The 13,784-nt window shown below is 67.5% G+C and carries 8 protein-coding genes; all 8 read right to left on the reverse strand.

The features are described 5' to 3' along the window. Positions 1-11: 11 nt before the first annotated feature. The 8 genes from B2Y21_RS10155 to B2Y21_RS10190 all read right to left on the reverse strand — a co-directional run bounded on the left by B2Y21_RS10155 (position 12) and on the right by B2Y21_RS10190 (position 13,605). Complete coding sequence (locus tag B2Y21_RS10155; protein ID WP_292059462.1) at positions 12-1,628, reverse strand: ABC transporter ATP-binding protein; 1,617 nt, start codon at positions 1,626-1,628, stop codon at positions 12-14. A 2-nt stretch (positions 1,629-1,630) separates the two neighbouring features. Continuing rightward, positions 1,631-2,485 (reverse strand): ABC transporter permease, encoded by an 855-nt coding sequence (locus B2Y21_RS10160; RefSeq protein WP_292059463.1) that lies wholly within the window; start codon positions 2,483-2,485, stop codon positions 1,631-1,633. Beyond that, complete coding sequence (locus B2Y21_RS10165) at positions 2,482-5,013, reverse strand: ABC transporter substrate-binding protein (RefSeq protein ID WP_292059464.1); 2,532 nt, start codon at positions 5,011-5,013, stop codon at positions 2,482-2,484. Before B2Y21_RS10165 ends, B2Y21_RS10160 begins: the two co-directional genes overlap by 4 nt. Positions 5,014-5,176: 163 nt before the next feature. After that, complete coding sequence (locus B2Y21_RS10170; protein WP_292059466.1) at positions 5,177-6,022, reverse strand: acid phosphatase; 846 nt, start codon at positions 6,020-6,022, stop codon at positions 5,177-5,179. Positions 6,023-6,045: 23 nt separating this feature from the next. Next, a complete protein-coding gene (locus tag B2Y21_RS10175; protein WP_292059468.1) occupies positions 6,046-7,626 on the reverse strand; it encodes an alkaline phosphatase D family protein in 1,581 nt (526 codons plus the stop codon). Positions 7,627-7,691: 65 nt separating this feature from the next. Beyond that, entirely contained in the window at positions 7,692-9,908 is a 2,217-nt protein-coding gene (locus tag B2Y21_RS10180; RefSeq protein ID WP_292059470.1) for a TonB-dependent receptor, read from the reverse strand. A 27-nt stretch (positions 9,909-9,935) separates the two neighbouring features. Next, positions 9,936-11,267 (reverse strand): aspartate aminotransferase family protein, encoded by a 1,332-nt coding sequence (locus B2Y21_RS10185; protein WP_292059471.1) that lies wholly within the window; start codon positions 11,265-11,267, stop codon positions 9,936-9,938. 133 nt (positions 11,268-11,400) lie between these two features. Beyond that, positions 11,401-13,605, reverse strand: a complete 2,205-nt coding sequence (locus B2Y21_RS10190) for a TonB-dependent receptor (RefSeq protein ID WP_292059473.1) — start codon at positions 13,603-13,605, stop codon at positions 11,401-11,403. Between the last annotated feature and the right edge of the window lie 179 nt (positions 13,606-13,784).

Genomic DNA, 13,784 nt, shown 5'->3' on the forward strand with positions numbered 1-13,784 from the left:
GGTTCTGCGGTTCATCCGGCGGTTTCCTTTTCCAGAGCTTTATTGCGGACCAGATCCGGCGTCGCCGCCAGAAGTTTCTGCGTATAGGGGTGCGACGGCGCGGCGAAGACGGCGGCGGTCGCGCCCTGTTCGACGATCTTTCCGGCCTGCATGACCAGCAGACGATCCGTCACCGTGCGCACCACGCTGAGGTCGTGGGTGACGAAGAGGTAGGACAGCCCCAGCCGGTCCGACAGGTCGGCCAGCAGGTCCAGCACCTGCGCCCGGACCGAGACGTCCAGGGCCGACACCGCCTCGTCCAGACAGATGACCGAGGGCTCGGTGATCAGGGCGCGGGCGATGGCGATGCGCTGGCGCTGGCCGCCCGAGAACTCGTGCGGATAGCGGTCGGCGGCGGCGCTGTTCAGGCCCACGCGCTCCAGCATTTCATCGACGCGGCGGCGGGCCTCGGCGGGGGTGGGTTTGACGTCCAAAAGGTGGAAGTTCTCGGCCACCAGATCGCTGACTTTCCAGCGCGGATCGAAGCTGCCGTAGGGGTCCTGGAACACCACCTGAATGTCGCGGCGGATGGCCTTCAGCGCGGCGCCGCGCGCGGCGGTGATGTCGCGGCCCTTGACCCGGACGCGGCCGCCCTGCGGCGTTTCGAGCGCGAGGATGGCGCGCAGCAGGGTGGACTTGCCGCAGCCGCTTTCGCCGACCAGACCGACGCTTTCGCCGGGCCGGATCGACAGGCTGACCTGATCGACGGCGCGGAAGGCTTTCGACTTGCCGAACAGGACGGGCGCGCCGCCGTATTCGCGCACGATATTCTCGACCTGAAGCACGGGGGCGGCGTCGGCCTGCGGGCGGCTGCGGCGCGTCGGGGCGTGGGTGGCGTTGGCCAGCAGGCGCTGGGAATAGGGGTGGGTCATGCCGGTGCGGATGCGGTCGACGGGCGCTTCCTCGACCAGTTCGCCGTCCTTCATCACCGCCAGCCGGTCGGCGGTTTCGGCCACGACGGCGAGGTCGTGGGTGATGAGGATCAGCCCCATGCCGTCCTCGCGCACCAGCCGCTTCAGCAGGTCCAGCACCTGCGCCTGCGTGGTCACGTCCAGCGCCGTCGTCGCCTCATCCGCGATCAGCAGCTTGGGCGTCAGGGCGATGGCGATGGCGATGGCCACGCGCTGTCTCTGGCCGCCTGACAGCTCGTGCGGATAGCGGGTCAGAGGGAAGCGTTCGGCGGGCAGGCCGACGCGATCCAGCACGGAACGCGCGACGGCGAGGGCCTCCTTGCGCGAGGTTTTCTTGTGCAGGCGCACCGTCTCGGCGACCTGATCGCCGATGGTCATGACCGGGTTCAGGGCCGTCATCGGCTCCTGGAAGATGATGCCCACGTCGCGACCGCGCACCTTTTGCATCACGGCGTCGGGGGCATTCGAGACGAGCTGGCCGTTCAGGCGGATTTCGCCGGTCAGGGTCGCGTGCGGCGGCGTCAGGCCCAGCACGGCCAGCGAGGTCATGGACTTGCCCGAGCCGCTTTCGCCGACAAGGCCGAGGATTTCGCCGGGGGCCACGGACAGCGACACGTTCTTCAGGATCGGGGTAGCGCCGATCGACAGGCTGAGGTCGCGGATGTCGAGGACGGTCATGCTCAACGCTCCCGCCGCACGCGCGGGTCGAACAGGTCGCGCAGGCCGTCGCCGGTCAGGCTGAGGCCCAGCACGGTCACGAAGATGGCCAGCCCCGGCATGATGGCCAGCCACGGCGCGAAACCGATCATGGTCTGGGCCTCGGCCAGCATCCGGCCCCAGCTGGGCGCGGGCGGCTGGGCGCCCAGGCCGACATAGGACAGGCCGGCCTCGGCCACGATGCCGACGGCGAACTGGATGGCGGCCTGTACGACCAGCAGGCTCATCAGATTGGGCAGGACGTGCTGGACCGAGATCAGGGCCTTCGACTTGCCCGCCGTGCGGGCGGCCAGGACGTATTCGCGGGTCCACAGCCCCTGCGCCGCGCCGCGGGCGACGCGGGTGAAGACGGGGATGTTGAAGACGCCGATGGCGATGACGGCGTTGATCGCGCCCGGCCCCATGACGGCGGTGATCATCACCGCCAGCAGCAGGGCGGGGAAGGCGAAGATCAGGTCGTTGCCGCGCATGACCAGTTCGTCGATCCAGCCGCCGCGCGCCGCTGCGGTCAGGCCCAGAGGCGTGCCGACGCCGACGCCGATGCCGACGGCGACGAAGGCCACGACGAGAGAGTTCTGCGCTCCCGCCATGATCATCGACAGCACGTCGCGGCCGAAGTGGTCGGTGCCCATCCAGTGGGCGGCCGAAGGGGCGGTCAGCTTGGCGGCGATGTCCACAGCCTCGACGTCATAGGGCGTCCAGACGAGGGCCAGCAGGGCGGTCGCCAGCACCACGACGGTCAGCGTGGCGCCGACGATCAGGGACAGGGGCCAGCGCACGCGGGGCCTGGCGGCGGGGATGGCAGGGGCGTCGGTCATGCGCGGCGTCCCCTCAGGCGCGGATCAGCGAACAGATAGGCGAGGTCGATCAGGAAGCTGACCAGAACCACGGCGAAGACCAGCACCACGACCACGCTTTGCACCACGATCAGGTCGCGCTGGGTGATGGCCTGGAAGACCAGTCGACCGAGGCCGGGCAGGGAGAAGACGTTCTCGATGATGATGCCGCCTGCCAAGAGGAAGGGAAACTGAAGGCCGAGGATAGTCAGGACCGGGATCCAGGCGTTCCTGAGCGCGTGTCGCCACAGGGCCTGATTGACCGACAAACCCTTGGCGCGAGCGGTGCGGACATAGTCCTCGTTCATGGTGTCCAGCAGAGCGGTGCGCAGGACGCGGGCCAGAATGGCGGCTTGGGGCGCGGCGAGGGCCACGGCGGGCAGGATCAGGGCCTTGAAGGCGGGCCAGAATCCGGCGCTCCAGCCGGGGAAGCCGCCCGCCGAGAACCAGCCGAGGTTCACCGAGAACAACAGGATCAGCAGCATGGCGATCCAGAAGTTGGGCAGGGCGACGCCGACCTGCGTGACGCCGATCAGCCCGGTGTCCACTGCGGTTCCCCGACGGCTGGCTGCGGTGACGCCGATGGGCAGGGCGACGATCAGCGACAGGACGGTGGCCATCAGGGCCAGAGGCGCGGACACGGCCAGACGTTCGGCGATCAGACCGCCGACCGGCACCTGATAGGTGTAGCTGGTCCCGAACTGGCCGGTCAGCAGGTCGCCGAGCCAGGCGAAATAACGCTCAAGGCCGGAGCCTTCGAGACCCATCTGCTGGCGCAGGGCGGCGATGCTTTCCGGGCTGGCGTTCAGCCCCATCATATAGCTGGCCGGGTCGCCCGGCACGACCTGCAGCAGCAGGAAGATGACGATGGTCGCGGCCAAGAGCGTCAGGGCGTGGCCGCCCAGCTTCTTCAGCAGCCAGGCTGCGCCGAAGCGCCAGGCGACGAAGGCCAGCAGGGCCGCGCCCGCGATCAGGCTGATCCAGCCCCAGGGCAGGGCGCCGCCCGCGCGTTCGGCGCTCGCCGCCCCGGCTGCGCCCGCGCCGGTCCAGTAGGCGCCGGTCACGTCATTGGCGGCGATAGGGCCGTTGATCCACAGGCCGTTGACCTCCGCCTTCCACACGCCGATGCGCGAGGACTGGAACAGGAAGCCGTTGACCGCGTCGTCTGCGATGCTGCGTTGCAGGTCGCCCAGCAGGCGGTTGCGCGTCGGCTCGTCCGGGGCGGCGTTGACCTGCGCTAGCAGGGCGTCGAAGGCCGGGCTGTCGTAGCCGAAATAGTAGTCCTTGCGGCCGTAGATGTCGTAGTCCATCGGCTCGACGTGCTCGACGATGGTCAGGTCGAACTGGCGGCGTTTGAACACCTGGTCCAGCCACTGGGCCCACTCCAGATTCTCGATCTTGGCGCGGATGCCTGCTTCGGCCAGTTGCGAGATCAGCACCTCGCCGCTGCGCCGGGCGTAGGGGCGGGGCGGCAGGCGAAGCGTCACGTCGATGCCGTTGGGATAGCCCGCCTCGGCCAACAGGGCGCGCGCCTTGGCGGGATCGTGGGGATAGAGGCCGGTCAGGTCGACATAGCCCGGCGCCTGACGCGAATAATGGCTGCCGATCGGCTGGCCGAAACCGAACATGGCCCCCTGGATCAGGGCGTTGCGGTCGATGGCGTATGACAGGGCGCGGCGTACCCGCACGTCGTTGAACGGCGCTTTGGTGTTGTTGATGCCCAGAATGACCTTGCCTTCCGAGGCGCCGACGACGACGCGGAAGCGCGGGTCACGCTGGAACTGGGCCACGTTCTCGGGCGCGGGATAGTTGGGGAAGGCGTCCACGTCGCCTGCGCTGACGGCGGCGAAGGCGGCGGTCGGATCGCTGATGAAGCGGAAGACGACGGTGTTCAGGCGCGGCGGCGTGCCCCAGTAGCCGTCGCGGCGGATCAGGGTCAGCTGGCTGCCGCGCTGCCAGCCTTGCAGTTTGAACGGGCCAGTGCCGACCGGCGTGACGGCGTTGGTCGCGGCGCTGTTCGGCGACACCATCACCGCGTCGCCCCAGGCCAGGACATAGGGCAGTGTCGCCATCGGCCGGGACAGTTGGATGCGCAGGGTGGCCGGGTCGACGACCTCGACGTTGCGGATCGGCTCGAACAGGGCCTTCTGGGCGTTGGTCGAGTCTTTGGCGGTGATGCGGTCGAGAGAGAATTTGGCGACGGCGGCATTGAACGGCGCGCCATCCGAAAACGTCACGCCGCGCCGCAGGTGGAAGGTCCAGGTCAGGCCGTCGGGCGCCGCCTCCCACGACTGAGCCAGCGACGGGGCGACGGCGCCGTTTTGCGTCAGCCGGGTCAGGCCCTCGAAGACGTTGGCGTAGACGACTTCATCCACCGCCGCCGCCGCGCCCGAGGTCGGATCGAGGTTGGGGGGCTCCAGCGGCAGGCCCAGAACCAGACGGTCGCGGGCGGCGGGCGCTTGGGCGACGGCGGGCAGGGCGAAGGTCAGCGCCAGGGTCAGCAGCAGCATGGGGGCGAGCAGAAGCCATGCCGCCAGCCCCTGCTGCGGTCGCTGCGATCCGTGCGTGTTCGCCCCTGTCCTGGTCACTGTGTCTCGATCTCCCCTCGTGTGACGTGGCCGATCTTCGTCAGCCTACGTCATGAATTCGGCGTCACGCCATCGGAATGGCGCCTCACCACGGCTGGCGCGACAGGGAGGCGGGGCAGGCGGCGGTCGCCTCCGTCGCGGCGGCACGGGCGGCGTCGAACTCTTCCTTGGCGCGGGCGAAGTCCGCCTGGAACGCCGGGTCGGCTTTCAGCCGGGTGACGATGGTGGCGCCGACGATGCGGCCCGCCTCGACGTCGCTGGGGTAGTGGACGCCGCACACCGCGCGGCTTTCGCCATAGGCCAGGCCACGCCGCAGGATGGCGTCGGCGCGGTCGGGCGCCAGTTCGGCCAGCACCAGGCCCCAGGCCCAGCCGAGCGCCGAGTGACCCGACGGATAGGAGCCGCTGGCCGCCAGCCAGGTCTCGGGCGCGATGCAGGTCGGCAGGGGCTCGACCACGAAGGGGCGTTTGCGGAAATAGCCCTTCTTGGCCGGGGTCTGGATCATCTCCAGATCGCCCAGCATCTTGCCCATCAGCAGGGTTAGGGTCGGCATCTTCTCGGGTTCGAACTTGAAGCCCAGCGCGCAGTCGAAGGCGCGCGGGGCGCCGGGCGTTTCGATCTCATTGTCGGCGCGGGCGATGGCCCAGCGCTCGGAGCCTTCCAGCGACCGCATGGCGCGATAGGCGGCGATGTCGGCCTGTTCGCGCAGGGAGCCTTCGGCAGGCGGAGGCGGCAGGAAGTTGGCGGCGTTGGGCGTGTTCTCGGCGGTCAGATAGCCGTGCGGATGATCGCGGAAGCCTTCCCAGAAGGTCGCGGGCGCCGCCGCCGCCGTCTGCGTCGACACGGCCCCGGCGCAGCCGCTCAACGCTCCGCCGAGCGCGAGAGCCAGGCTCATCACGATGAGGGAAGAAGAGCGGCGCGAGGTGGTCATGGGAAAACTCCGGGTAGAAGGGATCATGCGGCGACGGCGCCGGGGCGGCCCGATTCAACGGTCCAGGATTTCAGGGTCGACAGGCTGGCCTTCGGATCGCGCACGTCGCTGATGACCTGATAGCGCGTATCCATGCGATCGGGGCGCACGTCGATCGACATATAGCCGCGCGGGCGGCTGTCGAAGAACTTCACCTGCGGATTATTGGGCATGACGGCCATCAGGCCCTCATAGCTGGGGCCGGTCGAGGTGATGGAGGTGCCGACGAACTCGGTCGCCACGGTGGCCGACGACGGGTCGCGGCTGTCCAGTTTCACGTCATTGGTCCAGAAGGAGTGGTAGTCGCCGCTGAGGACCACGGGGTTGGACGGCTTCAGCTCCGACAGGGCGCCGGTCAGACGGTCGCGCGCGGCGGGGAAGCCGTCCCAGGTGTCGGTCCAGTAGCGGTTTTCCTCGGCCGGGCTGCGCGCCAGGCGCAGGCCCGCCATCACCAGATTCTGGCCCAGGATGTTCCAGCGTGCATCGGCGCGGGCCAGGCCGTCATAGAGCCAGCGCTCCTGCTCGAAGCCGAGGAAGGTGCGCGACGGGTCCAGCCGATCGGTGCAGGTCGCATCGGTGACGATCTGGCCCTTGCCGCCGTTGTCGCCGGCGCTGCACGGCTGTTTCGAGCGGTATTGGCGGCCGTCCAGCATGAAGAACTCGGCCAGCTGGCCGTAGCGGACGCGGCGATAGATCGGCATCTGGAGGCTGGCGCTCAGGCGCGTGCGACGGATCGGCATGGCCTCATAGAAGGCCTGATAGGCGGCGGCGCGGCGTTGCAGGAAGTCATTGGGCGCAACGCCCGAAATCTTGGACCAGACGCCGGAATAGTCGTCCTGAACCTCATGGTCGTCCCAGACGGCGATGCAGGGGGCGACGGCGTGCAGGCGCTGCAGGTTCGCATCGGTGCGGTGCAGGGCGTAGCGGTTGCGATAGCCCGCCAGCGACGTCGCCTCTTCCAGATTATAGGGACGCACCACCTGGTCGGCGCGGTCCGGCCCCAGGCTGTATTCATAGATGTAGTCGCCCAGGAACAGGGTCAGGTCCGGCTGTTCGTCGGCCATGTGGCCATAGGCGCTGAAATAGCCGCGCTCCCAGTGCGAACAGGAGGCGACGGCGAGGCGCAGCCGGTCGGCGTGGGCGTTCGGGACGGGGGTGGTCAGGGCGCGGCCGGTCGGGCTCTGCTGGCCCTGGGCGGTGAAGCGATACCAGTAGGGACGACCCGGCGTCAGGCCCGCGACCTCGACGTGCAGGCTGTGCGCGGCGTCGGGGGAGGCGGTCACGCTGCCGGAGGCGACGATGCGGCGGAACTGGTCGTCGGCGGCGACTTCCCAGCGCACGGGAATGGCGGCGTCGAGCCCGCCCAGGCCGTCGGCGGCCAGCGGATCAGCCGCCAGCCGGGTCCAGATGACGAAGCCGTCGGGGGCTGGATCGCCGCTGGCGACCCCCAACGGAAACAGATAGGCGCCGCCCGCCTGCGCCCGGCCGAAACTCAGCACGGCGGGCGCGACGACCAGACCCGTCAACAGGGCGCGGCGATCGAGACGGGAAGCGGAATAAGCCATCATACCATCAGGAGAAGGCGGAGGCGGAGCAGCCGAAACCGCTCCGCCTCACTCGGGAGGAAGACTTAGAAGTCCATCGACAGGCGCACGCCGTAGGTGCGGCCCTGGCTGGGCGAGGTGGTCGGGCGGGCCGAGCCGTTGAAGCCGTTGCGGGTCTCTTCGTAGTAGGTGTTGAAGAGGTTTCGGCCCCACAGGCCCACGCGCCAGTTGGCGCCGGTCGGGGCGACGCTGAAGTTGGCGTTCCACAGCCAGTAGGCGTCGATGATCGACGACGAGCTGACCGAATACAGCTCGTCCCGATAGTTGTAGTTGGTCTCGGCGCGCAGCTCCCACCCGGCCATCTCCCAGTCATAGGCGACCGAGCCGCCATAGTTCATCTTGGGGAAGGACAGGCGCTCGCCCGAGCGGTCGTTGGTGATGATGATGTCCCAGGGGCCGTCCGGCGGGTTGGCGGCGTCGGTCTTGGCGCCGTCGATGGCGTTGTATTCATCATACTCGCCGGTCTTGTAGCCGATGTTCTGGCTGATGGTCAGGCCGTCGATCGGCACCCAGGTCAGCTCGATCTCGCCGCCCCAGATATGCGACTTGGGCACATTGGTGATCTTGCCCAGGCGGCCGGTCAAACGGTCGTACTCCAGGCCCTGAACCTGCTGATCCTTGTAGTCGTAGTAGAACAGGGCGCCGTTCAGACGCAGGCGGCGGTCGAACAGGTCCGACTTGATCCCGGTCTCATAGGCGATGACGATTTCCGGCTTGAACGGGGTCGCCGAGGTGGCGTTGTAGGTGGTGAAACCGCCCGACTTCACCCCGCGCGCCACGCTGGCGTAGAACAGGGCGTCGTCCGTCAGCTTGTATTCCAGACCCAGGCGGCCTGAGACCTCGTTCAGGTCGGTGTCGTAGCTGGTGGTCGGCGGCGGCGGGTTTGGCGCGACGGACGTGCCGCCGCTGTCCAGGGTCCGCTCTTCCGTCTCCCAGCGCAGGCCGGCGATCAGGTTCAGGCGCTCGTTCACCTGATAGGAGTTGTGGGTGAAGACGCCGAAGGCCGACACCGACTGGCCATAGGCGGTGTTGATCAGGTTCGGGTTGCCCCGGAAGTTGGTGTAGAAGCCGCCGTCGATGCTCTCGTCCGCATAGTGGGCGCCGATCATCCAACTGAGCGGCCCGTCGCCGTTGGAGCTCAGGCGCAGTTCCTGAGCGAAGACGTCGATGTCGTTGTAGAAGAAGACGTTCGACTCGTTGAAGCGGGTGCTGTCCCAGTCATTGAACTCGCTGCGCGAGAAGGTCTGGTAGGCGGTGATCGAGGTCAGATCGGCCCAGCCCAGGTCGGCCTTGATGCGAGCGCTGACGTCGAAGCCGTCGTTGTCGCGGAACGGCTTGGCGTTCAGGCCGACCCCGGCCACGGCGGCCATTTGCGGCGAGATGCCCCAGCCGGTGATGCGCCAGGCGGTGTCCTTGGGATAGGTCACGGCGCCGCCCGAGACGGTGTAGGGGCCCAGCAGGCGGAAGCCGCGCCCGTCCGACTTGTCGACCGAATAGGTGGCGGCCAGATCGACCGTGACGTCCTCGCTGGCGTCCCAGGTCAGGCGGCCGCGCACGGCGGTCTTGTTCAGATCGCCCAGCTTTTCACCGGTGTCGCGGTGGTATTGCCAGGCGCCGCCCTGTTCGGTGACGGCGGCCAGGCGGCCCAGCAGGTTGGGCGCGATCTGGCCCGAGACATAGCCCTCGACCTTGTAGCGGTCGAACGTGCCGTACTCGGCGTTGAAGCCGGCGCGGAAGTCGGCGGTCGGGGCGTTGGTGATGATGTTGACGGCGCCGCCGGTGGTGTTGCGGCCGTACAGGGTGCCCTGCGGGCCGCGCAGGACTTCCATGCGGGCGATGTCGAACAGGGCGCCTTGCGTCGTCACCGTATAGGGGTGGGCCACTTCGTCGACGTAGATGCCGACGGTCGAGGCGTTGTTCGAGGAGTATTCGCGCGCGCCGATGCCGCGAATGCGGAACTGGGGCTGGCCGCCGCCGAACTGGCTGTCGACCTCCATGTTGGGCACGGCGTTTTCCAGGTCGTTGACGACCGAGATGCCCTTTTCATCCAGCTGTTCGCCGCCGATGACGCTGAGCGAGACGCCTACGTCCTGGCTGGCCTGTTCGCGGCGCTGGGCGGTGACGATGATCTCGTCGACGCGCGTGGCCTGGTCCCCCGACCTGGTGTCGCTCTGAGCGTTGGCGCTGGAGAAGGCGGCGATTGTCAGTAAACTGACAGAAGACGCCAAGATGTACTTGTTCATATCGTCCCCCTCAATACCGATGGTATTCTAAGGTGTGGTTTTGATGATGCTGGAAAGGCGATCGATCAACTCGTCGATCTGGGCGCGGCTGATAATCAAAGGAGGCGACAGCGCGATGACATCTGCTGTCACTCGTACTAGGATTCCGTCATCGAAGGCGCGGTGGAAGACTTCCGTGGCGCGGGCGCCGGGCGCGCCGGGGCGGGGTTCCAGCTCGATCCCTGCGACCAGGCCCAGGTCGCGGATGTCGATGACGTGGGAGAGGCCCCTCATACTGTGGACGGCGTCCTGCCAGTAAGGCGTCAGTTCGGTCGCGCGCTGGAACAGGCCTTCGCTCTCATAGACGTCCAGCGTGGCCAGGCCCGCCGCCGCCGCCAGCGGGTGGCCGGAATAGGTGTAGCCGTGGAAGAACTCGATGCCCGGTCCCGCCGCGCCCTCGACCACCGCCTGATAGACGGCGCTGCTGACGCCGACGGCCCCCATCGGCACGGCGCCGTTGGTCAGCCCCTTGGCGCAGGTCATCAGGTCGGGCGTGACGCCCAGCGCCTCGGCCGCCGTCAGGGCGCCCAGACGGCCAAAGCCGGTGATGACCTCATCGAAGATCAGCAGGATGCCGTGTTGCGCCGTGATCTCGCGCAGGCGCTCCAGATAACCGAGCGGCGGCACGATCACCCCGGCCGAGCCGGACATGGGCTCGACGATGACGGCGGCGATGGTTTCAGCGCCGTGGGTCTCGATCAGAGCCTCCAGCTCATCGGCCAGATGCAGGCCCCAGACCGGCTGGCCCCGCGTGAAGGCGGCCTCGTCCAGGTTCAGCGTGTGCGACAGGTGGTCGACGCCGGGCAGGGTGGGGAAGCCGCGCCTGTTGTTCTCCAGCCCGCCGACGGAAATGCCGCCGAAGCCGACCCCGTGATAGCCCTTCTGGCGGCCGATCAGACGGGTGCGGTTCTCGAACCCCCTGGCTGACTGATAGGCGAGGGCGATCTTCAGGGCGGTGTCGACCGCCTCGGATCCGGATCCTGTGAAGAAGACATGGTCCAGGTCGCCGGGCAGCAGCATGCCCAGACGCGACGCCAGCTCGAACGCCAGCGGGTGGCCCAGCTGGAAGGTCGGGGCGTAGTCCAGAATCTCGGCCTGGCGCTGGATCGCCTCGACGATCGGCTGGCGGGCATGACCGGCGTTGACGCACCACAGGCCGGCGGTGCCGTCCAGCACCGCCCGGCCGTCCGGCGTGAAGTAGTGCATGTCCTTGGCCGAGGCGAACAGGCGGGGCTGCGCCTTGAAGGCGCGGTTCGCCGTGAACGGCATCCAGAAGGGATCAAGGTCGTTGGCGGCCTTGCCGACATTTGCAGCGGTCATGCGGTCATCCTCTGTCTTTCGCCAGTAGCGGCCGAACCGCAGCGAAAGGGAAGACTGTTAGTTGTGGAGATTAGCGTATTGATAAGTATGCGTATTATGTCGCCGTGCTCGGTTTTCTGAGCGGATCGAACGGTCAGTAACGAAGCGTCAGTCGCGCGCCGATCGTGCGGGGACGACCGGGTTGGGCGATGTCCGCGCTGGTGAAGAAGTTGCGCGTCAGATCGTACTCTTCGTCGAACAGGTTGCGGGCCCAGAAGGCGACGGACCAGTCGGCGTCTTCCGGCCCCACGGTGATGCTGGCGTTGGCTAGCCAATAGGCCTCGACATCATATTTGGCGCCTAGCCAGGATGGGTATTCGTCGCGGTAGCTGTAGTTGGCCTCGGCGGTGACGGCGAAGCCGCTGACGGCCCAGTCGTAGCTGACCGATCCGCCGTAGGACCACGCGGGGAAGGGGATCTTTTCGCCCGACTTGTCGATGTAGACGGTGGCGCGCGGCGTTCGTTGGCAGGCGCCGATGTCCAGGTCGATGAAGTCGGTGTATTCGCCCTTCTTGTAGCTGAGGTTCTGGCTGATCCGCAGACCGGCTGTAGGGCGGAAGACGCCTTCGAGCTCTGCGCCGTAGATCTTGGAATCGGCGTTGGTGAAGCGGCCGACCGGGCCGTTGGCGCCGCAGACGGCCGACAGCACCTGCTGGCCGTTGTAGTCGTAGTAATAAGCCGCGCCGTTGATCTGGACCGCGCGCGACGGATCGGCCTTGAAGCCCAGTTCATAGGCCCACAGGATTTCCGGATCGAAGGGTTCGATGCCGCTGCTGTCGCCGGTGTTGTAGGTGGTGAAGCCGCCCGATTTGGCGCCCCGGCTGGCCGAACCGTAGAGCAGGACGTTGTCGGCGGGCTTGAACTCCAGCGCCGCCTTGCCGGTCAGCGGGGTCATCTTGGTGTCGACGCTGGTCGGGGGCAGGGCGGTGGCGCCGCCGAAGGCCGAGCCGAAGCCTTCCAGCTCGCGGGTTTCCTCCTCGTAGCGCAGACCCAGAATGGCTTTCCACCGCTCGGCGAAGGCGTATTCGGCCTGACCGAACAGGCTCCAGGACTCGACCTTCTGGTCGTAGGTGACCTGGGCGTAGGTGTTGTAGATGTCGATGAAGTCCGAGAAATAACGCTCGTTGAGATCCTGTTTCGAATAGTAGAAACCGGCCACCCAGGTCAGGGGACTGTCGTTGTCCGAGGCCAGGCGCAGTTCCTGCGACAGCACATTCACGTCGCTGCCGAAGAAGGTGTCAGCCTCGACCGAGGGGCTGGAATCCCAGTCGCCGTATTCGCTGCGCTCCAGGGTTTCATAGCTGGTGATGCTGGACAGGCTCATGCCTTTCAGCGCCAGATTGGCGTTCAGCGAGGCGCCCCAGGATGAGTTGTCCCGGCCCGGCTTGGCGTTCACATCACGACCGATGGCGTCGGCGAAGCGTTGAGACAGGCCCCAGCCGGTCTTGGAGCGGTCCTTATCGGCGGGGATGACGTAGCTGGGGCGGTTGATCGCGCCGGTGTGCAGGTCGCTGATCAGATACAGGCCCTGATTTTCCGATTTGTCGACGCCGCCGTGGACGTCGAGCAGGGCCGTGAAGGTCTCATTGGGCGTCCATTCCAGCAGGGCGCGGGCGCCGGTGCGATCAGCGTCGCCCAGGCTTTCGCCCGTGTCGCGGTTCCGCTGCCAGGCGCCGCCCTGTTCGGTCGAGACGGCCAGACGGCCGCGCAGGGTGTCGGCCAGCGGGCCTGAGACATAGCCCTCGCCCCGGAACAGGTCGTGGCTGCCCCATTCGGTCATCAGGCCGGCGGACAGTTCCTCGGTCGGGCGCTTGGTGACGAAGCTGATGGCGCCGCCGGTGGTGTTGCGGCCGTACAGGGTGCCCTGCGGCCCGCGCAGCACCTCGACCCGGTCGATGTCGAAGATCAGTCCCTGCGTCATGACCGGGACCGGATAGGCGACTTCGTTCACATAGACGCCGACGGTGGGCGAGTTGTTGGAGGCGTAGTCCTGAAAGCCGACGCCGCGCATCCGGAACTGGGCCGCGCCGCCGCCGAAGGCCGGTTCGACCTCCAGATTGGGCGTAGCGTTCTGAAGTTGGTTGACGTTGGTGACGCCCTGCTGCGTCAGGCTTTCGCCGCTGAGGACGCTGAGGGCGATGCCGACGTCCTGCGCCGCTTGTTCGCGGCGCTGGGCGGTGACGATGACCTCGTCGACCGTGGTGGCGGTCGGCTCGTCGGACGCGCGCTGCGCGGCGACGGAGGTGGCGGACAGGGCGAGCAAGGCCCCGGCGGAAACGCTGACCAACAGACGATTCATCGTCTTCCTCCCCATGAGGCCGTCGCGGTCTATAGCCGCGTTCAACCGTCGCGGCCGGGACTGCCCGGTCGCTGAACTATCTCCGTTGTCGGTGCTTTGTGCAATGCAACACGTGTGTGCGGTTGCGATAATCGACGACGAAAAACCCTCTTCCCTTGAGGGTTAGTAGCCGCCTGACG

Origin of the sequence: Brevundimonas sp. UBA5936, assembly GCA_002430835.1 — a bacterium.
Classification (GTDB): domain Bacteria; phylum Pseudomonadota; class Alphaproteobacteria; order Caulobacterales; family Caulobacteraceae; genus Brevundimonas.

What these genes read in the sequence shown, in the direction of transcription:
- B2Y21_RS10155 (WP_292059462.1), bottom strand. Translation starts at nt 1,628, where the DNA reads ATGACCGTCCTCGACATCCGCGACCTCAGCCTGTCGATCGGCGCTACC.
- B2Y21_RS10160 (WP_292059463.1), bottom strand. Translation starts at nt 2,485, where the DNA reads ATGACCGACGCCCCTGCCATCCCCGCCGCCAGGCCCCGCGTGCGCTGG.
- B2Y21_RS10165 (WP_292059464.1), bottom strand. Translation starts at nt 5,013, where the DNA reads ATGCTGCTGCTGACCCTGGCGCTGACCTTCGCCCTGCCCGCCGTCGCC.
- B2Y21_RS10170 (WP_292059466.1), bottom strand. Translation starts at nt 6,022, where the DNA reads ATGACCACCTCGCGCCGCTCTTCTTCCCTCATCGTGATGAGCCTGGCT.
- B2Y21_RS10175 (WP_292059468.1), bottom strand. Translation starts at nt 7,626, where the DNA reads ATGGCTTATTCCGCTTCCCGTCTCGATCGCCGCGCCCTGTTGACGGGT.
- B2Y21_RS10180 (WP_292059470.1), bottom strand. Translation starts at nt 9,908, where the DNA reads ATGAACAAGTACATCTTGGCGTCTTCTGTCAGTTTACTGACAATCGCC.
- B2Y21_RS10185 (WP_292059471.1), bottom strand. Translation starts at nt 11,267, where the DNA reads ATGACCGCTGCAAATGTCGGCAAGGCCGCCAACGACCTTGATCCCTTC.
- B2Y21_RS10190 (WP_292059473.1), bottom strand. Translation starts at nt 13,605, where the DNA reads ATGAATCGTCTGTTGGTCAGCGTTTCCGCCGGGGCCTTGCTCGCCCTG.